We start from the raw sequence: 19,887 nt of genomic DNA on the forward strand, positions 1-19,887 counted from the left end.
CCGCCTCCGACGCTACATCGCCGTGGCGCAGGCGCCGACATTTCCGGGCGGCGCCGATTGCGCCGGTATGCCGAAACGATATCCATGTCAGCCGAAGCGCTTTACCGGCAGCGGCCGCAAGGGATTGGCGGCCGCGTCCTGGCCACGCTCGGCGGCCCAGGCCTGGATTGCCTCGAGCGCCATGTCGGCGGTGGCGAAGATATGCTGCTGCGAAATGAGGTCGAACAGACCGGTGGCGCGCATGACGTCGATCACCTGCTTCTTCAGGCCGGAAAAGACCACGGTCACGCCGTTGCCGCGCAGTCGTTCGACCAGGTGATGCATGACTTCCTCGCCCGAGGCGTCAAGCTCGTTGATGCCGTTGGCGACCACCAGCAGATAGGGCGCTTTCGGATTCGCCGCCACGGCATCGAGGATCGCGTCCTCGAAGAAGGACACATTGGCGAAATACAGGCGTCCGTCGAAGCGCACCGCCGTCACCAGATCCGAGGCCGGCAGGTTATTGACGGCGGCATCGCGCAGGCTGCCATCGGCATGACGGCCAAGGATGGCGACGCGAGGCGTCATGGTGCGGTAGAGGTAGAGCACGATGGCCAGCCCGGCGCCGATCATGATGCCCTTGTCGAGATGGGGCGCGAACAGCAGCGTTGCGATGAAGGTGGCCACGGCGGCGATGCCGTCGTGGCGGCTGGCCTGCCAGGCATGCCTGATCGCGCCGAAGTTGATCAGGCCGATCACAGCCATGATGATCACGGCGGCCAACACCGCCTGCGGCAGGTGGTAGAGCAGCGGCGTCAGGAACAGCAGGGTCAGCAGCACGAAGGCGGCGGTGATCACCGAGGACATGCCGGTCTTCGCCCCGGCATTGATATTTACCGCCGAGCGCGAGAAGGAACCCGATACCGGAAAGGCCTGCGTCATGGCCCCGACGAGATTCGCCAGCCCCTGCCCGATCAGTTCCTGGTTGGGATCGATCTTGTCCTTGGTCTTGGCGGCGATGGCCTTGGCGATCGAGATCGCCTCCATGAAGCCGACCATCGAGATCACGATGGCGGCCGCCAGCAGGCTGCCGATCATGTCCCAGGAAAACTTCGGCAGGCCGAATGAGGGCAGGCCCTCCGGCACCTTGCCGACCACCTCGCCACCGCCCGTGAGCTTGAGGCTGCCTCCGGCGACACGGGCGATGCGCCAGTGGCGGCCGTCGGACTGCGCGCCGGCCGGCAGGCGACCCGAGGCGTAGTACTTCGGCGCTTCGCCCCCGGAAGCCGTTACCTGCTCGAAGATGATTCCGCGCACGGCGCGGTTGCGCTTGCGGTTTTCCTCTTCGCGGTCCTTGAGCTGGAGCCGCAGCAGCTCGATCTCATAGTTGCGCGTGGCGATTGCATGGGCCGCCTCGCCGCCGGCCTTTTGCAGCTTCTTCAGTTCGCCGCTTTGGGTGACGATCTGCCCGTTGATCTCTCCGATCCGGGCTTCGGTACGGACGAACTCGGCGAGCAGGTCCTGAGCCTCGGCATCGGCAATCTGCTCCAACGTCGCGCTCGCGTTGCGCTCGAAACCGATCTGCCACGAAACAACCGTAGTCAGCGCCACAGCGATCAGCACAGCCGGCAGTTTTGGTGACTTCTTGCGGATGACCCACATGATGGCGATGGCCGCCGCGCCCATCATCAGCGTCGGCAGATGGGTGTCGCCGACCAGCCCGACCACGCCCCAGATATCGCTCAAGAAGAACTCGGAACGCCCAATCGGCACGCCCAGCAGCTTGTTGGCTTGCGACAGGGCGATGATGATCGCGGCTGCGTTGGTGAAACCGACGATGACCGGATGCGAGAGGAAGTTCACAATCACGCCGAGCTTTAGCACCCCGAGTGTCAGCTGGACGATGCCGACCAGCAGCGCCAGCATGATTGCCAGGGCAACGAAATGCCCGGAGCCGGGTGCCGCCAACGGCGTCAGCGCCGACGCCGTAAGCAGCGAGACCACCGCCACCGGCCCGGTGCCGAGCTGGTTCGAGGAACCCCACAGCGCGGCCACCATTACCGGCAGGAAAGCGGCGTACAAGCCGAAATAAGGCGGCATGCCGGCCAGCTGGGCATAGGCCATCGACTGCGGCACCAGCACCAGCGCCACGGTGAGGCCGGCGATGAAGTCGGCGCGCAACGTGGTCCCCGAATAGGGGAACCAGCGCAGGAAAGGAAACAGCCTCTGCAACGGGATCTTCATGGGCACCAAAGCCTGGCAGGCATCTTCTGCGGCGCGGCAGTGACTGCGGAGTAGCGCAGCCGAGCATCGTAGTCGATGACGTGCCTTAGGTGGCTCACTAATCTGCCTGACTGAAAGCGCAAGACTGTCAATAGACGATGTTCAGCATCACCATCAGGACGGTGATGAACAACACGGTCATGATCCCTCCGGCGCGCATGAAGTCCGCAACCCGGTAGCCGGCCGGCCCCATGATGAGCGCATTGACCTGGTGCGTCGGCAGGAAGAAGGAGTTCGAAGTCGCAAGGGCCACGGTAAGGGCAAACACGGCAGGGTTGGCGCCCGCGCCGATGGCGATATTCACGGCCAGCGGCACCAGCAGCACGGTGGCGCCGACGTTGGACATGACGAGCGTGAAGCAGGTCGCCAGAATCACGATGGCAAGCTGCACCACCCAGATGGGCGTGCCGCCGAGCAAGGCCAGCGTCTGCTGCGCAATCCAGGCCGCCGTGCCGCTGGTCTCCACCGCAAGACCGAGCGGAATCAGGCTGGCCAGCAGGAACACCGACTTCCAGCTCACCGCTTGGTAGGCCTCCTCGATCCTCAGCACGCCGGCGAGGATCATCCCGATGGCGCCGGTCATCAGGGCCAGCGACAGGCGGGTGTCGGTCAGCAGGATCAGGCCAAGGGTCAGGGCGAAAAATCCCAGCGCCGCGCGCACCTTGTGCGGGCGCAGCTCCTCGTGCGGGTACTCGGTGGTGACGACGACGAAGTTGCGGTTCTTTTCCAGGCGCGCCAGCGCGTCCCAGGAGGTATGCACCACCAGAGCGTCGCCCGCCTGCAGGGGCATGTCGCGGATGCCCTCGCCAAGGCCCAGGGTCTTGCCGCCGCGGTGCAGGGCAGACATCGAGATGCCGTACACCTTGCGCATCCAGACGTCGCGCGCGCTCTTGCCGATCAAGTCCGACCCCGGCGGAATCACCACTTCTGCGATGCCTGCCTTGGTTGGCGCCAGTTGCTCGGCGAAGGTCTCCAGTTCCGGACGCAGCGCAAGCCCGTTGGCGGCGACGAAAGCCCGCACCTGTTCCTGCGCGCCGAGGATGCCGAGCACGCTGCCGGGCTTGATCTCGATGTCGCGTGCCGGCCCCATGCGCAGGTCGTCGCTGCCGCGCATGATGGCGATGCAGCGCAGGCGGTTGGGGCCCTCGATGTCATTGATGAACTTGCCGGCCACCGGGCTTTCCGCCGGCACGAACATCTCGTATACGGCGTAGTTGAGGCCGTAGAGCTGCTGGTAGTAGTCCATCGCATCGGTCGCGCTGGACATTTCCGACGCCGCCTTGCCGGGCAGGACGAAGCGCCCGGCGACGACGAAGTAGATGATTCCGGTGGACAGCAGCGCCAGACCGATCGGCGTCACGGCGAACAATGACCAGGTCTGCATCTGGTGCTCCACCGGGATTGCCTTGTTGGACGCCAGGATCAGGTCATTGAGCAGGATCAGCGGGCTGGAGCCAACCATGGTGATGGTGCCGCCGAGGATCGCGCAGAAGCCCATCGGCATCAGCAGGCGCGACATCGCCAGACCGGTGCGCGCCGCGATGCGGCTGACCACGGGGAGGAACAGGGCCGCCGCGCCGACGTTCTGCATGAAGCTGGAAATGAAGCCGACCGTGCCCGAGATTGCCGGGATGATGCGGGCTTCGGTACGCCCGGCGTACTTGAGGATGGTGCCCGCCACCTTGCCCATCAGGCCCGTCTTGTCGAGGCCGGCGCCGATGATCATGACGGCGATGATGGAAATCACGGCATTGCTCGAGAAGCCGCTGAACAGTTCGCTCATCGGCACCAGCGGCTTGGCCAAGCCGAATTTGACACCGAAATGGCTGATCAGGCCGAGCAGCACCAGCACGCTGACGGCAGCGACATCGACGCCGACGACCTCGAACGCGAAAAGGAATACCGTCAGCATCAGAATGCCCAGCACCACGGCAACGCTGGTGGTGGGCGCAGCGCCGGCGACGGCCAGCCAGATCAGGATGAACAACGCGGCGGCGATCAGGGTCCGCATGGGGGGGCGCTTCATTGTCGTTGTCTCCTCGCTCCGGCGGCGCATGAGCACTCGGCTACCAACATCACCGCCGCCACGCACCCTGATTTTTGGAAGGCGAGATGGTATCAGCGATAAACCCCGCTAAAAAACAAGGTACTTATTAATAGATCAAGCGATCCAATCCGACCGGTCTCGAGTCCAGGCTAGAGATGATTCAACCATATAATATTATTATCGGCTAATATATCGACCTGTACCCCTCCCCGACCGAACTTGACTCGGCTCGGCTTGGCACCAAGACTCCCCCAGTGAAGCTGCCCTCCGGCCTCGTTGCCAAACTTTTCCCGTTCCTGCTCTGGTGGCCCCAGGTCACCCGCCAGAGCTTGCGTGAGGATCTGCTGGCTGGGCTGACCGGCGCCCTGATCGTGCTGCCGCAAGGCGTGGCCTTCGCCACGATTGCCGGCCTGCCGCCGGAATACGGCCTCTACGCGGCCATGATGCCGGCCATCGTCGCCGCGCTGTTCGGCTCCTCGTGGCACCTGGTGTCCGGGCCGACCACGGCGATTTCGATCGCCATCTACGGCGCCATCCACCACCTGGCCGAGCCGGGCACCCCACAATATGTCGGGCTGATCCTGACCCTGACGCTGCAAGTCGGCATTTTTCAGCTGGCGCTGGGCATGGCACGCATGGGCGCGCTGGTGAATTTCATTTCGCATACCGTGGTGATCGGTTTCACCACCGGCGCCGCGGTGCTGATCGCGGCGAGCCAGATCCGCGCCTTCTTCGGCGTCGAGATCGCGCGCGGCCTGCCCTTTTACGAAATCCTGCACCAGTTCGCGCTCCAGTTCGACCGCATCAATCCGTGGGTCACGGCCGTTGGCCTGGTAACGCTGGCGGCCGGCATGACCACGCGCCGCTGGTGGAAAAAGTTTCCCTACATGATCGCCGCGATGCTGGTTGGCAGTCTGGTCGCCTTCGCCATCAATGAGCTGATGGGCCAAAGCGCCACCGGCATCAAAACGGTCGGCGCGCTGCCGGCAGGACTGCCGCCGCTGTCTCTGCCGGACTTCTCGCTCGCCGCACTGAAAATGACTTTCGGCCCGGCGCTGGTGATCACCATGCTGGCGCTGACCGAAGCCGTGTCGATCGCCCGCGCGATCGCCGTGCGCTCCGAGCAGCGCATCGACGGCAACCAGGAATTCATCGGCCAGGGGCTGTCCAACATCGCCGGCGCCTTCTTTTCCGGCTACGCCTCGTCGGGCTCCTTCAACCGCTCCGGGGTGAATTACGAAGCCGGCGCGCGCACGCCGCTGGCCACGGTCTTCGCCTCTGTCTTCCTGGTCCTGATCCTGCTCGCGGTCGCGCCGCTGGCGGCCTATTTGCCGAATGCGGCAATGGCCGGCATCCTCTTCCTCGTCGCCTGGGGCCTGATCGATTTCCACCACATCGGGTTGATCTGGAAGACCAGCCGGCAGGAATCGGCCATCCTCTGGATCACCATCCTCGGCACCCTGCTCGACCTAGAAGCCGGCATCATCGCCGGTGTGCTGGTCTCGCTGCTGCTCTATCTGAATCGCACCTCGCGGCCCGGCATCGAGCCGCTGGTGCCGGTGGATGATGCCGGCGGCTACCATTTCATCGAGGCGCGCGGCAAGGCGGAATGCCCGCAGCTGCGCATCGTGCGCATCAACGGTTCGGCCTATTTCGGCGCGGTCAACCACATCCAGAGTGCGCTGCAGCAGATCGACGTCGACAACCCGCGCCAGAAATCGGTGCTGGTGGTCTCGCTGGGCATGAACTTCGTCGACATCGCCGGCGCCGAGATGTTTGCCCAGGAGGCAAGGCGGCGCAAACGGCTCGGCGGCGGCCTCTATTTCTACCGCCTGAAGGACGAACCCTATCGCCTGCTGCGCGATGGCAATTACGTGCACGAGATCGGCGAAGGCGCCTTCTTCCCGGTGAAGTCGAAACCCACCGAGGCGCTTTACTGGACGCTCGACCCCGAGGTCTGCCGCCACTGCAAGGCGCGCATCTTTGCCGCCTGCCACAGTGGCCAACTGCCGGACGGCGACCGCCGCCTGCGATTGCTGCTGGTTGCCGGCGACGAGGACACGGCGCGCCATCCGGGCGCAACGGCGATAGCCCTCGCGCGCAGCCTCGGAGTGACGCTCGACATAGTCGCCGTGCGTCGGCCCGGTGAGGACGAGGACCATTACGACGAGCGCCTGTCTGCCATCCAGCGCGAGGCCATCATCGCCGACGTGCCGACGGAGTTCCACCGCCGCCAGGGCAGAGAACTCACCGCGAGCATCCACGGCGTCGCGCTCGAAACCGATGCGAAACTGCTGGTGGTCGGACGCTGCAAGATGCCCGGAAGCTCGCGCGCTGTCGCCCCTGAGGCGCGGCGCATCGTCGCCGAAGCGCCGTGCAACGTGCTGGTGGTCCCGGCTGACGGCAGACTCTGGTCGCGCCGCATCCTGGTCGCCTTCGACGGCAGCCGGCCGGCGCGGGCCGCCTTCGAGTTCGCGCTGCAGATCGCCAAGCCGATGCGCCTGCCCGTCACCCTGTTCTCCGCCGTCGCCCCGGGGGGCGATCTGCCGCAGCCGATTGCCGAAGAAGTCGAACTGGCGCTCGCCGCCGCAAAGCTCGAGGGTGTGAGCGCCGAACACGTGACACGCAGCGGACGCATCGCCGATTCCATCCTCGCCGCCGCCGCCGATACCGGCGCCGACCTGATCGTGCTCTACCGCCACACCCGCAGCAGCCTTGGTCGCACGCTGACGGGCAGCGTCAGCAACGAGGTGCTGGAGCGCGCCGAGGTCCCCGTGCTGCTCTGCGGCGGCGAGCAACGGGTCGGCAGCGACACCGGCTAGACAGGCAGCCTCAAGACCGGCGCCATGGCGGCCAGGGCCGCGGCGAGCTCCGCGTTGCCCAGCGCTCTTGGCAGCGCCGCCGCGTCGAGAATCTCAACCTGATCCCGGCTGATCCTGAGGTAGGCGGTTCCGCTGGCCGGGTCGACCAGTTCGATGGTCGCAATGCGCCGCACACAGTCCCGGAGGAAACCGCAGTTCGCCGCCACCGCCAGTTCCCCCACCGGCGGATAGACCTCCTCCGGAGTCTTGGCGTGGATGTTGACCTTCTGGTAGCGCTCGATGTCCACCAGGGCGAGCGGATCGTATATGACCATGCCGTCGCGGTCGCCGCGGGCGATGGTCTTCGGAAACGTTCCCTTGGGCACCCGGTTGTCGAGGAAGACATAGCGGTAGTCGGGGCGCGGGCTCGCCAGCCACTTGAAGAGGATTTTCGGCATGCCGCGACAGGCTTCGACACCGTGGCCCAGGAAATCCTCCACGGCCTTGTAGCGGCCGCGTTCCAGCGCCCGCCGCCAGCCGCGCTCGACGGTCTCTTCGGGCGGCGTGACGATGAAATACATGACCATCGTATCGACGTAGCGGGCATAGGTGTCGTGCAGCACGCGGCCTACCTTCTCGGCGGTGAAGCTGTCGAAGCGGAAGCGGTCGACCAGCAGATGCGGGATGGCGCCCGTGCGCCCGGCCTGGTCGCGGATGTGGCGGTCGAGCTTGCCGTCGATCACCATCAGCTCGCGGCTGGTCAGGTGGCCGGCGTATTTGCGCGCCGGCCCCAGCGACTCGTAATCGAGCAGCAGGCGGCGCCAGACATCCGGGCTGATCGTGGCATAGCCGTCGGGTTCGATGCCGTGCTCGCGCATCAGCTTTTTCAGCATCGGCCGCAGCGAACTCTTGCCCGCCGCCGAGGCGCCCTTGAGGCTGATCAGCACCGGCTTCTCGCGCCGGGCGACGCGCGTGTAACCCTCGCGCTCGATCGCGGCGTCGACCAGGGGCGCGATGATCTCGCCGATCAACTGGCTGCCATGGCTGTTGCCGACATGGCGGGCGACCAGCCGGACGAACAAATCGCGCTCGGCGCCGAGGCGGCCGCGTTTGCCCGCAGTCGCGCCGAGCACGCGATAGAGGCTCTTGTACACCGCCCGCCGCAGCGGATCGGCACAGGCCGGACCGGCGGCCTTGTAGCCGGCGACGATGCGGTACTCGCGTTCCGCGGTCGATTCGACGGTGGCCGGCGTAGCGGCGCGGCGGAGACCGAACCAGCCACGCCGCACGGCGGCCGGCGCCGGCGCGAACAGGGTCTCGGCCAGGATTTCCTGCGCGACGGTGGCAGCATGCGCACAGAGTTCGGCGTGGGCCTGTTCGATCCTGTCGAGTTGCGGCGCGACATAGCCGTCATGGATACGGGTCGTGATGCGGCGGAAGTTGCGCCCGAAATCCTCCTCTTCCTCGCCTTCGGCGACGCCGATGCTGGCGGTGACGCGGATGATGATTTCATGCAGGGCCAGCCGCCGCGGGCGGAACACCGCCAGTTCCTCGGCAGGCAGGCCGGTCAGTGCGGCCAGTTCGCCGACCTCGTCGGCGGCGACAAGCGCGCATTCCGGGCGGACGATGGTTTCCAGCGCACGGAACTCGCGCGGGATCCCCGGACTTACGCCGGGATTCCAGGCCGATTCCGCTTGCCGTTCGTCCGCCACGCTATCCATCAGCGAGATCCCGTGTTGCATTCATAGACATAGACTACCGCAGCCGCGCTCTGCGTCATAATCCGGGCACAGTCACGCAAAGGAAACCCGCCATGGGACACCGCCTCTCGAAAATCTACACCCGCACCGGCGATGCCGGCACCACCGGCCTCGGCGACGGTTCGCGCACCGCCAAGAATTCCGCGCGCGTCGCCGCCATGGGCGATGTCGATGAACTCAATTCGCTGCTGGGCGTGGTCCTCTGCGAGCCATTGCCCGATGACGTCCGCGAATTGCTCACCGGCATCCAGCACGACCTGTTCGACTTCGGCGGTGAAATGTCTATTCCCGGTGCCACGCTGCTCAAGCCCACCCAGCCGGCACGGCTGGAAGCCGCCATCGACAAGTACAACGCCGAGCTCGGACCGCTCAAGGAATTCATCCTGCCCGGCGGAACACGATCCGCCGCCCTGACCCACCTTGCGCGCACGGTCTGCCGCCGCGCCGAACGCATGACCGTAGCGCTGGCCGCCGAAGAGGCGGTGTCCGACGCCGGACGCCAGTACCTGAACCGCCTATCCGACCTGCTGTTCGTCCTCGGTCGCTGGCTGAACAAGTCCGCCGGCGGTGGCGACGTGCTGTGGCAGAAGGGCAAGAACGCCTGAAAGTCGGCGCTGGCGACACGGCGATTCGAGGCTCGCTCAAGCCCAAAAACCAACTTTTTCAGTATGGTTTTAAGTTTATGATTTACAAATGATTTACATCAATTTTCGGATGGCCTGGATGATGCATAGTACGTTCATTCCAACCCAAAGGGTAAATTGCCATGCACGTTCATCTTTCCCCCGATTCGATCTATCCCTTCGATGCCCGCGGCATTGCCAAGCGTTTCCGCCATGCCGCGATCTTCGGCGCACTCGATGCCCTGCGTCCCGGCGAAACCATGCGCTTCGTCAATGACCACGACCCACTGCCGCTGCTCGACCAGCTCGCGCAACGCTATGGCGCCGCCGTCGAAATCGGCTACAAGCAGCGCGAGCCGGGCAATATCGTGATCGACTTCGTCAAGAAACAGTAAGGGCGTGGCATACCCGGCCTTCTTCGACGAAGTGCGCAGCATCGTCGTTCATGACCCGCTGGCGGAATTTCTCGGCGCCGCAGCCGACGGCTGCATTGAGTACCGCTATGTCGACGCCGTCAAGCTGGCCGGCCATTCCTGTCCCACCGTTGCCGCCGCCTACTGGATGACGTTGAAGGCGCTGCAGCACCTCTACCCGGATACGCTGCCGCAGCGCGGTGGCATCCGCGTCGAATTCCGCGAGGACCGCCTCTCCGGAGTCACCGGCGTCATCGCCAATGTGGTCGCGCTGCTCACCGGCGCTACCCATGACACGGGCTTCAAGGGCATAGCCGGGCGCTTCGACCGGCGCAACCTCCTGTACTTTTCCGCGGACGTCGCCGAAGAGATCCGCTACACGCGGGTCGATAACGGACGGGCGGTGGATGCCGCGGCACGGCTGCAGTCCGTCCCCTTCGCGGCGCAAACGCCCGAACTGATGCGCAAATGCCTCGACGGCAGCGCGACGACCGACGAGACGGCGGAGTTCCGCGCCCGCTGGCAGGCGCGCGTGCGCGCGCTGCTGCTCGAGCATGGTGACGACCCGGAAGTATTCGTGCTGCGCCCGGTGGCGCGGGTACCCGCTTAACGAATGCGCGAACGTCGCGCTTCCATGCAGGACATCAGTTGTGCGCTGACGTTGCGCAGGCGCTGGTTGAGCAGCATCAGCAGTTCCATCATCAGCTTGACGCCGATGCGCGGTTCCTCTGTCAATATCCGCGACAGGCTCTCGCGATCGAGCACGGCGACTTCCACCGTTTCCAGCGCGACGCAACTGGCGAAACGCGGCTCGCCATCGATCAGGGACATTTCGCCCAAGGTCTTGCCTGGGCCCGCAGTGCCCATGATCTGCGGCAGGCCGCGCATGTCCTTCTTGACGATCTCGACGCTGCCTTGCAGCAACAGCAGCATGAAATCGCCATTATCGCCTTCGCGGATGATCTCGGCGCCGAGCGGCGCGCGGTAACAGCGCATATAGCGCGCCAAGCCTTCCAGTTCCGCCGGATCGAAATCCTCGAACAGCTGGATCGCCTCGATGATCTCGCGGATGCGACCGACGAAGGGCACCGCGTCGCCGAGAAATTCGATGTTGGGAATCCGGTCGATCAGGGTCATGGTCAGCGGATTGTAACTCCGCCCAGCAGGAACAGCACGAGCAGCAACCAGCCGGCGGAAGCCGCCAGCAGGTGCGGGTCGGTCAACAGCTCCTGCGCCGGATCGCCACCGCCGCCATGCCGGTGCAGCCGCCACAGGTAGCGCAGCATGCCGTAGAGCACGAAGGGCACGGTCGCGATCAGGCCGCGCGTTCCGTGCAGGGCCACGGTTTCCGCGCTGACGGTATAGAGGGCATAGGAAATCACCGTGCCGGCCGCGACGATGGAGATGAACTGGTCGAGCATCGGCGCCGTGTAGTGCTCCAGCACGCGGCGATGCCCGGCGCTGTCTTCGGGCAGGGCCAGCAATTCCGCGCTGCGCTTGGCAAAACCGAGAAACAGGGTGAGCATCAGGCCGCACAGCAGCAGCCATTGCGAGGGGGCGATGTCCAGGCCCAGCGTGCCGGCCAGGATGCGCAGCATGAAACCCGCGGCGATGATGAACACGTCGAGGATCACCACATGCTTGAGGCCAAAACTGTAGCCGACGTTGAGCGCGACATAGGCGACGAAGATCCACGGCGCGGAACCCGCCCACAACCTGGCGATGATGCCGCCGGCGACGAGGCAGGCCGCCCCCAGCGCACAGGCGCCGCCGACGCTCACCGCGCCGGTGACCAGCGGCCGCAGCTTCTTCTTCGGATGCAGCCGGTCCTGCTCGCGATCGATCAGGTCGTTCATGACATACACCGCCGAGGCGAGCAGGCAGAAGGCGGCAAAGGCCGCCAGTGCCTGGCCGAGCTTCACCGGGTCCGACCAGGCATGACCGAACAGCAGGCCGAGGAAAACGAAGCCGTTCTTTACCCACTGGTGCGGGCGCAGAAGCCGGAGGTACGCGCGCCACCCCCAGGCCCGCGGCCCGGCGGGGGTGACGGCGGTTCGTCCGCTGGCGCGGACTCCGTGTTCGTGGCTTGCCCCGCCTTGGGGCGGCCCGTCGTCGGGGCTCATCGCCGGCACGCCTCACCGGAAAAATATCGATCGCACATATAGCAGGCAGTTTGCGGCAACCAGGCCGGAATCGCATAGTACTTCTGCCGCACGCCGGCCAGCACGCCGTCACGATAGGCGGCGTAGTCGAAACCCTCACCCTTGACCCGCCAGAAGCGCGCGCCGCGGACCTCGAAGCTGTCGACGCCGACAGAGCGGAAGTATCGGCGATAGTCATCCGGGCCAGGTTCGGACTTCCTCAGGATGAGGAAATTGTGGCCGTCCAGGGTGCGGAAGTCGGTGAGCAGATCGTCATGGCGCGCATGGCTCGACGCCTCGCCGAACACCGCGACATACTGCCGCAGGTTGTAGCCCAGCGTCACGGCGTTGGAATAGCCGTCCATCGCCAGCACCCGATCCTTTCTGTCGGTTTCGAGTTCGCGCCCGATCGCCCGGTGCTCGAAGCTCAACACGATGCCGTCGTAGAGCCGGGTCTTCTGCCAGGCCTCCAGCGGAACGCGCGAGGCGACCAGGATGGCGGCGATGTGCAAGGTGGCGAAACCGGCGAAGAACAGGCCGAGCTTCTGCAACGTGGAAGGCTGCAGGCGCAGGGTTAGCCAGATCAGGGTGAAGGGTACGAAAGACAGCAGCCAGTGCAGGCCGATCTGCTTCACCGCCGCGAGGACGGCGAACAGCAGGAAGGGTAGCCAGGCCAGCGTGCCGAGTCCGGGCGGCGGGAGGGTCGTTGCGGAAAAGTCGGCGCTGGCGCTACGGCGATTCTTCCACGCCAGCCACAGCACAGGCGGCCCCATCACGTAGACCAGCGTCACGGCATATAGCACCGGCGTCTTCAGCGACCAGCCGGCATCGCCATGGCGATTGACAAAATTGAACATGAAGTTCGGCCAGCAGTTGGCGCTGTTCCACCAGGCCATCAGCACCAGCGCCGGCAAGGTGCAGCCATAGGCGATGGCAACGCCGGCCAGCGCGCCGCGCTTGCGCCGGCGCAGCGCGTCCACCAGGTAGGCGAAACCGAGGATTGCGGCAAAATACTTGGAGAGCACCGCGCCTGCCAGCAGCAATCCGGCGGCGAGGTACCAGCGCCGGCTGTCGTCACGCGCGGCGCGTATCCAGGCCAGCCCCGAAAAAACGCTGAAATAGACCAGCGGCGTGTCGGTGGTGATGAAGACGTTCCAGACATTGACCGGCGCCAGCAATACCAGGGTCGCGGCCCACAGCCGGCGCTGTTCGCCGACGCCGGAAAGCAGATTCGGCAGCGCCCAGTACACGGCCAGCGCCAACAGGGCGGGTTGGAGGATCACCGGCAGTCGCAGCCACCATTCCGCCTCGCTCACCGTAGAGAGGGCCGCCAGCCACCAGCCGATCATCGGCGGATGGTCGTAGAAACCCCAGTCGGGCCGCCAGCCCCACCAGATGAAATAGGCCTCGTCGCCGGTGATCGGAAAGGCCGCCGCCAGCCAGGAGCGGAAGGCCAGGGTGAGGACCAGCAGCGCGGCGAACAGGCGGCCGGTCATGTGCGACCTTACTTGTCCGCGAGTGCGACGCGGCGCGCCTTTACCGCTTCGGCAAGGATATCCAGCGTTGTCAACGTGTCCTCCCAGCCGATGCAGGCATCGGTGACGGATACGCCATAGTCGAGCGGCTTGCCCGGCTTGAGGTCCTGGCGGCCTTCCTTGAGATGGGATTCGACCATGACGCCAAAAATGCGGTCCTCGCCCGCCGCCAGTTGCGCGCCGACATCGCGCGCCACGTCGATCTGGCGTTTGAATTGCTTGCTGCTGTTGGCGTGGGAGAAATCGATCATGACGCGCGCCGCCAGCCCGGACTTGCCCAGTTCGGTGCAGGCCGCATCGACCGCCGCCGCCTCGTAGTTGGGGCCCTTGCCGCCACGCAGGATGACGTGGCAGTCCTCGTTGCCGTTGGTCGAAACGATGGCCGAATGGCCGGCCTTGGTTACCGACAGAAAATGGTGCGGGCTGGCGGCAGCCTTGATCGCATCGACGGCGATGCGGATGTTGCCGTCGGTGCCGTTCTTGAAACCGACCGGGCAGGATAGGCCCGAGGCCAGCTCGCGATGCACCTGCGACTCGGTGGTGCGGGCGCCGATCGCGCCCCAACTGATCAGGTCGGCGGTGTATTGCGGCGTGATGGTGTCAAGGAACTCGGTGCCGCAGGGCAGGCCCAACTCGTTGATCTCCCACAGGAGCTTGCGCGCCAGGCGCAGTCCTTCGTTGATGCGGAAGCTGCCGTCCATGCGCGGATCGTTGATAAGTCCCTTCCAGCCCACGGTGGTGCGCGGCTTCTCGAAATACACCCGCATGACGATCAGCAGATCCTCGGCGCGGCGGTCCTGTTCCTGCTTGAGCCGCCGCGCATACTCCATTGCCGCCTCGTAATCGTGGATCGAGCAGGGCCCGACCACGACCACCAGCCGCGCATCGGCGCCGTGCAGCACGCGGTGCATCGCCTGGCGCGCCTCCCAGGTGGTCTCCGCCGCGGCATCCGTGGCGGGAAACTCTCGCAGGATGTGGCCGGGGGGCGAGAGTTCCTTGATTTCGCGGATGCGGACATCGTCGGTAATGTGTTTCATGCTTCGATCCAGTAGCGTCCAAAGGTGTAATTCTACCGGGGCGGCGGCGGCGGCAGGCCGGGCGAATCCGCGCGTTGCGATTTTCCGCAGTTCCCAAGCCGCCCGGCAACGGGTAAAGTCACCGTGCAAGCAAAACCAAGGAGGAGTCATGTTCCAGGTTCGAATTCACGGCCGGGGCGGTCAGGGTGTCGTCACAGCGGCCGAGATGCTGTCCATTGCGGCCTTCGATGAAGGACGCCACGCCCAGGCCTTCCCCAGTTTCGGTTCCGAGCGCACCGGCGCGCCGGTGGTGGCCTTCTGCCGCATCGCCGACAAGGAGATCCGCCTGCGCGAGCCGATCATGGCGCCCGATGCCATCATCATCCAGGACCCGACCCTGCTGCACCAGGTCGACGTCTTCGCCGGCCTCAAGAAGGACGGCTACATCCTGATCAACACCACCAAGACTTTCGAACAACTCGGCCTCGGCGACTTCGTCCGCGACTGGCACCCGGAGCGCCTGTGCACCGTGTCGGCCACCGAACTCAGCCTCAAGCACGTCGGCCGCCCGGTGCCCAACGTGCCGCTGCTCGGCGGCTTCGCCGCGGTATCCGGGATCATCAAGCTCGAATCGGTGGTGATGGCAATCCGCGACAAGTTCTCCGGCAAGGTCGCCGACGGCAACATCGCCGCCGCCACCGAGGCCTACGACATCGTGGTTGCGGAAATGAGGGAGGCGCTGACCCACCATGCTTAAGCAATGCGAAGGTTCCCATGCGGTGGCCGAGGCCGTCGCCCTGTGCCGGCCGGAAGTCATCTGCGCCTACCCGATCTCGCCGCAGACCCACATCGTCGAGGGCATCGGCGAGATGGTGAAATCCGGCGAGCTCAAGGACTGCGAGTTCATCAACGTCGAATCCGAATTCGCCGCCATGTCGGTGGCCATCGGCTCCTCGGCCGCTGGCGCCCGCACCTACACGGCGACCGCCTCGCAAGGCCTGCTCTACATGGTTGAGGCGGTCTATAACGCCTCGGGCCTGGGCCTGCCGATCGTCATGACCGTGGCCAATCGCGCCATCGGCGCGCCGATCAACATCTGGAACGACCATTCCGACTCGCTCTCGCAGCGCGACTGCGGCTGGGTCCAGCTCTTTGCCGAGACCAACCAGGAGGCGCTCGACCTGCACATCCAGGCCTTCAAGCTGGCCGAGGAAATCTCGCTGCCGGTGATGGTCTGCATGGACGGCTTCATCCTCACCCATGCCTACGAGCGGGTCGACATGCCGACCCAGGAACAGGTCGATGCCTTCCTGCCGCCCTACGAGCCTCGACAGGTTCTCGACGTGAACGAACCGGTGTCGATCGGCGCCATGGTCGGCCCGGAAGCCTTCATGGAAGTGCGTTACCTCGCCCACGCCAAGCAGATGCAGGCGCTGGAACGGATCCCGCAGCTCGCCGCCGAATTCAAGTCGGTGTTCGGCCGTGAGAGCGGCGGCCTGATCCGCAGCTACCGCACCGAGGACGCCGAAACCATCGTCATCGCCATGGGCTCGGTGCTGGGCACCATCAAGGACACGGTGGACGAAATGCGCGAGGCCGGGCACAAGATCGGTGTACTCGGCATCACCAGCTTCCGCCCCTTCCCGCTGGTCGAGGTCGCCGCCGCGCTGAAGCACTGCAAGCGCTTCGTGGTGCTGGAAAAGAGCCTCGCCGTCGGCATCGGCGGCATCGTCGCCACCAACGTGCGCATGGCCGTCACCGGCATGGGCCTCAAGGGCTACACCGTGGTCGCCGGCCTCGGCGGCCGCGCCATCACCATGAAGTCGCTGACCGGACTGTTCGAGAAGGCCGGGCGCGACGAGCTCGACCCGGTCAACTTCCTCGACCTCGACTGGAAGGTGGTGAACAAGCAGCTCGAACGCGAACGCGAAAAGCGGCGCACGGGCCCGGCGGCGGAAGCCATGCTGCGCGATGTCGGCGCCGTTGCCGCGCGCAACTACTAGAAAAGGGAACCTGACCATGTCCGCTTTACAAACCGTCAAGTTCTACCAGACCGGCACCTTCACCGTCGGCAACCGCCTGCTCGCTCCCGAAGAGCGCAGCGTGCAGGCCAACATGCAGCGCACCAACTCGCTGAACTCCGGCCACCGCGCCTGCCAGGGCTGCGGCGAGGCGCTGGGCGCACGCTACGCCATAGACGCGGCGATGAACGCCACCAACCGCCAACTGATCGCGGCCAATGCCACCGGCTGCCTCGAAGTCTTTTCCACGCCCTACCCCGAGACCTCCTGGCAGATCCCGTGGATCCATTCCCTGTTCGGCAACACCGCGGCGGTCGCCACCGGCATCGCCGCCGCGATCAAGGTCAAGAAGCAGAAGGGCCAGGGCCAGGACGTCTGCGTCGTCGCCCAGGGCGGCGACGGCGGCACCACCGACATCGGTTTCGGCTGCCTCTCCGGCATGTTCGAGCGCAATGACGACGTGCTCTACATCTGCTACGACAACGGCGGCTACATGAACACGGGCGTGCAGCGCAGTTCCGCCACGCCGTCCGCCGCGCGCACGGCGACCACCATGCCGCTCGGGCCCGAGCCGGGCAACCCCTTCGGCCAGGGCAAGTTCGTTCCGGCCATCGCCATGGCGCACGAGATTCCCTACGTCGCCACCGCCACCGTGGCCGACCTGCGCGACCTGGAAAACAAGGTCACCAAGGCCATGAGCCTGCGCGGCGCGCGCTACATCCACATCCTGGTGCCCTGCCCGCTGGGCTGGGGCACGGCTTCGCACGACACCATCCGCATGGCACGCCTGGCCAAGGAGACCGGCATCTTCCCGGTGTTCGAGGCGGAACACGGCGAACTAAAGTCGGCGCTGGCGATACGGCGACCGCTGCCGGTGGAAGAATACCTGCGGCCGCAGAAGCGCTTTGCCCACTTGTTCGGCAAGAATCCGGCCGTCGAAACCATCGCCCGTATCCAGGCGCAGGCGGACAAGAACATCCGCCGCTACGGCCTGCTGTCGAAGGAGGCTGCGTGATGCAAAAACCTTTCGCCATTACCCTCAACCCGGGCTCCTCGCTGGCCAACCACACCGGCTCCTGGCGCACCGCGCGCCCGGTGTATCTCGACCGCCTGCCGCCCTGCAACAACCAGTGCCCCGCCGGCGAAGACATCCAGGGCTGGCTGTTCCACGCCGAATCCGGCAACTACGAAGCCGCCTGGCGGCACCTGACCCGCGACAACCCCTTCGCCGCGATCATGGGCCGCGTCTGTTACCACACCTGCGAATCGGCCTGCAATCGCGGCAAGATCGACGAGGCCGTCGGCATCAATTCGGTGGAGCGCTTCCTCGGCGACGAGGCGATCAAGCGCGGCTGGAAGTTTGCTGCACCCGAAAAGGAATCCGGCAAAAAGGTGCTGATCGTCGGCGCCGGCCCCTCGGGCATGTCCGCCGCCTACCACCTGCGCAAGCTGGGCCACACCGTCACCGTGATGGACGCCGGCCCCTACATGGGCGGCATGATGCGCTTTGGCATCCCCAAGTACCGCCTGCCGCGCGAAGTGCTCGATGCCGAAATGCAGCGCATCGCCGACATGGGCGTGACGGTCAGGCTCAACAGCAAGGTCGACAACATCCTCGAACAGATGAAGTCGGGATCCTTCGATGCCGCCTTCCTCGCCGTCGGCGCCCACATCGGCAAGCGCGCCATGATCCCGTCCGGCGACGCCGCCAAGATCGTCGACGCGATCTCCGTGCTGCGCAGTATGGAGGGCGAAGACAAGCCCATGCTCGGCCGCCGCGTGGTGGTCTATGGCGGCGGCAACACGGCGATCGACGTCGCGCGTTCGGTCAAGCGCATGGGCGCCGAACCGATCATCGTCTACCGCCGCACCCGCGACAAGGCGCCGGCCCATGACTTCGAGATCGAGGAAGCGCTGCAGGAAGGCGTCATGGTCAAGTGGCTGTCGACCATCAAGCAGGCCGGCGACCATCAGATCACCATCGAGAAGATGGCGCTCGACGACAAGGGATTCCCGCAGCCCACCGGTGAATTCGAGACGCTCGAAGCCGACTCGGTAGTGCTGGCGCTGGGCCAGGACGTCGACCTCGGCCTGCTCAACGGCGTGCCTGGCCTCGAAGTGACCAAGGACGGTGTGGTCAAGGTCGGCACCGACCTGATGACCGGACATGCAGGCATCTTCGCCGGCGGCGACATGGTGCCCGCCGAGCGCAACGTCACGGTCGCCGTCGGCCACGGCAAGAAGGCGGCAAGGAACATCGACGCCTGGCTGCGCGGCGAAACCTATGCCCCGCCGCCCAAGCATGAAGTCGCGCAGTTCGAGAAGCTCAATCCCTGGTACTACGCCGACGCGCCGAAGACCGTGCGCCCCATGCTCGACATCATCCGCCGCCAATCCACCTTCGAAGAAGTGCAGGGCGGGCTGGACGAAAGCAACGCGCTATTCGAGGCGCGCCGTTGCCTTTCTTGCGGCAACTGCTTCGAATGCGACAACTGCTACGGCGTCTGCCCCGACAACGCCGTGATCAAGCTCGGCCCCGGCAAGCGCTTCCAGTTCAACTACGACTACTGCAAGGGCTGCGGCATGTGCGTCGCCGAGTGTCCCTGCGGCGCGATCAAGATGGAGGCGGAGGAGATCTAGGAAAAGCCGGCGCCCCACGGGGGCTTCCTTCGGTCTCTGGCGGAACGGCGGCGGATCGGTGCGCCGGGGCCGTCATTCCCGCGAACGCGGGAGTCCAGCTGCGTTTGAACACGGACACTCGCTTCCGGGTTCCGCTTCGCGGCCCCGGAATGACGGATTGCGGCTGACGGCGCGACGGCGGGCGGAGGCTCCCGGAGCCCCACGGCTGCGCAGTGCAGATCCTTGCGTTATGCTTCGACGATTGAAGGTCTCGAGGTCGGGGGAAGCGGCATGCCAAAGCTGGTTGATTGCACGAGTGGTCGAGCACGGGGGGAATTCCCGGTGAACAAGGAGAGGATGGTCATTGGCAGCAAGTCCGCCAATGAGGTCCCGCTCGCCAATCTCAATGCCGACAACGAGCATGCGGTCATCATCCGTTGCGGCGAGCTCTACGTTATCGAGGACCTCGGCAGCGCCACCGGCACCTTCGTGAACGAAAGGCAGATCGCCAAGCTGCTGCTGAGCGACGGGGACGTGATTTCCATAGGCCACTGCCAGCTGCGCTTCGTCGAGGAAGACGCCAAGGCTGCGGCGGCCCCGACGGGCAAGGAACGGGCGCCGGCTCCGGAGGCCGGCAAGCCCGCACAGC

The 19,887-nt window shown here is 65.5% G+C and carries 16 protein-coding genes; 9 read left to right on the forward strand and 7 right to left on the reverse strand.

The window, feature by feature from the left end; genetic code table 11:
* Positions 1-87: 87 nt before the first annotated feature.
* Both J0M27_RS09870 and J0M27_RS09875 read right to left on the reverse strand, forming a co-directional pair.
* Positions 88-2,223 carry a SulP family inorganic anion transporter gene (locus J0M27_RS09870; RefSeq protein ID WP_294990619.1) on the reverse strand — a complete coding sequence of 712 codons (2,136 nt, stop codon included), beginning with the start codon at positions 2,221-2,223 and terminating at the stop codon, positions 88-90.
* A gap of 127 nt (positions 2,224-2,350) precedes the next feature.
* A complete protein-coding gene (locus J0M27_RS09875) occupies positions 2,351-4,288 on the reverse strand; it encodes an SLC13 family permease (protein WP_294990622.1) in 1,938 nt (645 codons plus the stop codon).
* 275 nt (positions 4,289-4,563) lie between these two features.
* Between J0M27_RS09875 and sulP the strand changes: the two genes are divergently transcribed.
* Positions 4,564-7,131: a sulfate permease gene (sulP, locus tag J0M27_RS09880; RefSeq protein ID WP_294990624.1), complete on the forward strand. Its 2,568-nt coding sequence runs from the start codon at positions 4,564-4,566 to the stop codon at positions 7,129-7,131.
* On the opposite strand, the gene J0M27_RS09885 is transcribed toward sulP, so the two are convergent.
* Positions 7,128-8,831, reverse strand: a complete 1,704-nt coding sequence (locus J0M27_RS09885) for a zeta toxin family protein (protein ID WP_294990626.1) — start codon at positions 8,829-8,831, stop codon at positions 7,128-7,130. The two genes, sulP and J0M27_RS09885, sit on opposite strands and share 4 nt — an antisense overlap.
* 92 nt (positions 8,832-8,923) lie before the next feature.
* Here J0M27_RS09885 and J0M27_RS09890 point away from each other — a divergent pair, with 92 nt between their 5' ends.
* The 3 genes from J0M27_RS09890 (at position 8,924) to J0M27_RS09900 (ending at position 10,516) form a co-directional block, all read left to right on the forward strand.
* Positions 8,924-9,475, forward strand: coding sequence for a cob(I)yrinic acid a,c-diamide adenosyltransferase (locus J0M27_RS09890; protein WP_294990628.1), 552 nt, complete (start codon positions 8,924-8,926; stop codon positions 9,473-9,475).
* A 161-nt stretch (positions 9,476-9,636) separates the two neighbouring features.
* The gene (locus tag J0M27_RS09895) at positions 9,637-9,888 is read left to right on the forward strand and encodes a DUF2249 domain-containing protein (protein ID WP_294990631.1); all 252 of its coding nucleotides are present in this window, start codon (positions 9,637-9,639) and stop codon (positions 9,886-9,888) included.
* Between the two features lie 4 nt (positions 9,889-9,892).
* Positions 9,893-10,516, forward strand: a complete 624-nt coding sequence (locus J0M27_RS09900) for an FmdE family protein (RefSeq protein ID WP_294990634.1) — start codon at positions 9,893-9,895, stop codon at positions 10,514-10,516.
* Here the strand turns inward: J0M27_RS09900 and J0M27_RS09905 are convergent.
* Genes J0M27_RS09905 through aroG form a run of 4 tightly spaced genes read right to left on the reverse strand, consistent with a single transcriptional unit; the run spans position 10,513 to position 14,619 of the window.
* Positions 10,513-11,043 (reverse strand): cyclic nucleotide-binding domain-containing protein, encoded by a 531-nt coding sequence (locus tag J0M27_RS09905; RefSeq protein WP_294990637.1) that lies wholly within the window; start codon positions 11,041-11,043, stop codon positions 10,513-10,515. The two genes, J0M27_RS09900 and J0M27_RS09905, sit on opposite strands and share 4 nt — an antisense overlap.
* Positions 11,044-11,045: 2 nt before the next feature.
* Positions 11,046-12,029 (reverse strand): decaprenyl-phosphate phosphoribosyltransferase, encoded by a 984-nt coding sequence (locus J0M27_RS09910; protein WP_294990640.1) that lies wholly within the window; start codon positions 12,027-12,029, stop codon positions 11,046-11,048.
* Positions 12,026-13,543 carry a glycosyltransferase family 39 protein gene (locus J0M27_RS09915; RefSeq protein WP_294990643.1) on the reverse strand — a complete coding sequence of 506 codons (1,518 nt, stop codon included), beginning with the start codon at positions 13,541-13,543 and terminating at the stop codon, positions 12,026-12,028. Before J0M27_RS09915 ends, J0M27_RS09910 begins: the two co-directional genes overlap by 4 nt.
* 8 nt (positions 13,544-13,551) lie before the next feature.
* On the reverse strand, positions 13,552-14,619 hold the full coding sequence (gene aroG / locus J0M27_RS09920) for a 3-deoxy-7-phosphoheptulonate synthase AroG (RefSeq protein ID WP_294990646.1): 1,068 nt from the start codon (positions 14,617-14,619) through the stop codon (positions 13,552-13,554).
* A 148-nt stretch (positions 14,620-14,767) separates the two neighbouring features.
* Here aroG and J0M27_RS09925 point away from each other — a divergent pair, with 148 nt between their 5' ends.
* From J0M27_RS09925 to J0M27_RS09945, 5 genes are all read left to right on the forward strand, one after another.
* Positions 14,768-15,355 carry a 2-oxoacid:acceptor oxidoreductase family protein gene (locus J0M27_RS09925; protein WP_294990649.1) on the forward strand — a complete coding sequence of 196 codons (588 nt, stop codon included), beginning with the start codon at positions 14,768-14,770 and terminating at the stop codon, positions 15,353-15,355.
* On the forward strand, positions 15,348-16,601 hold the full coding sequence (gene porA, locus J0M27_RS09930; protein ID WP_294990652.1) for a pyruvate ferredoxin oxidoreductase: 1,254 nt from the start codon (positions 15,348-15,350) through the stop codon (positions 16,599-16,601). The genes J0M27_RS09925 and porA overlap by 8 nt, the downstream gene beginning before the upstream one ends.
* Before the next feature lie 16 nt (positions 16,602-16,617).
* On the forward strand, positions 16,618-17,634 hold the full coding sequence (locus tag J0M27_RS09935) for a thiamine pyrophosphate-dependent enzyme (RefSeq protein ID WP_294990655.1): 1,017 nt from the start codon (positions 16,618-16,620) through the stop codon (positions 17,632-17,634).
* Positions 17,634-19,259, forward strand: coding sequence for an NAD(P)-binding protein (locus J0M27_RS09940; protein ID WP_294990658.1), 1,626 nt, complete (start codon positions 17,634-17,636; stop codon positions 19,257-19,259). The genes J0M27_RS09935 and J0M27_RS09940 overlap by 1 nt, the downstream gene beginning before the upstream one ends.
* Before the next feature lie 270 nt (positions 19,260-19,529).
* Positions 19,530-19,887 (forward strand): FHA domain-containing protein (locus J0M27_RS09945; protein WP_294990661.1); only part of this gene is annotated, 358 nt, incomplete at its 3' end.

This window comes from Sulfuritalea sp. (assembly GCF_017302275.1).
In the GTDB taxonomy this organism is placed as follows: domain Bacteria; phylum Pseudomonadota; class Gammaproteobacteria; order Burkholderiales; family Rhodocyclaceae; genus Sulfuritalea.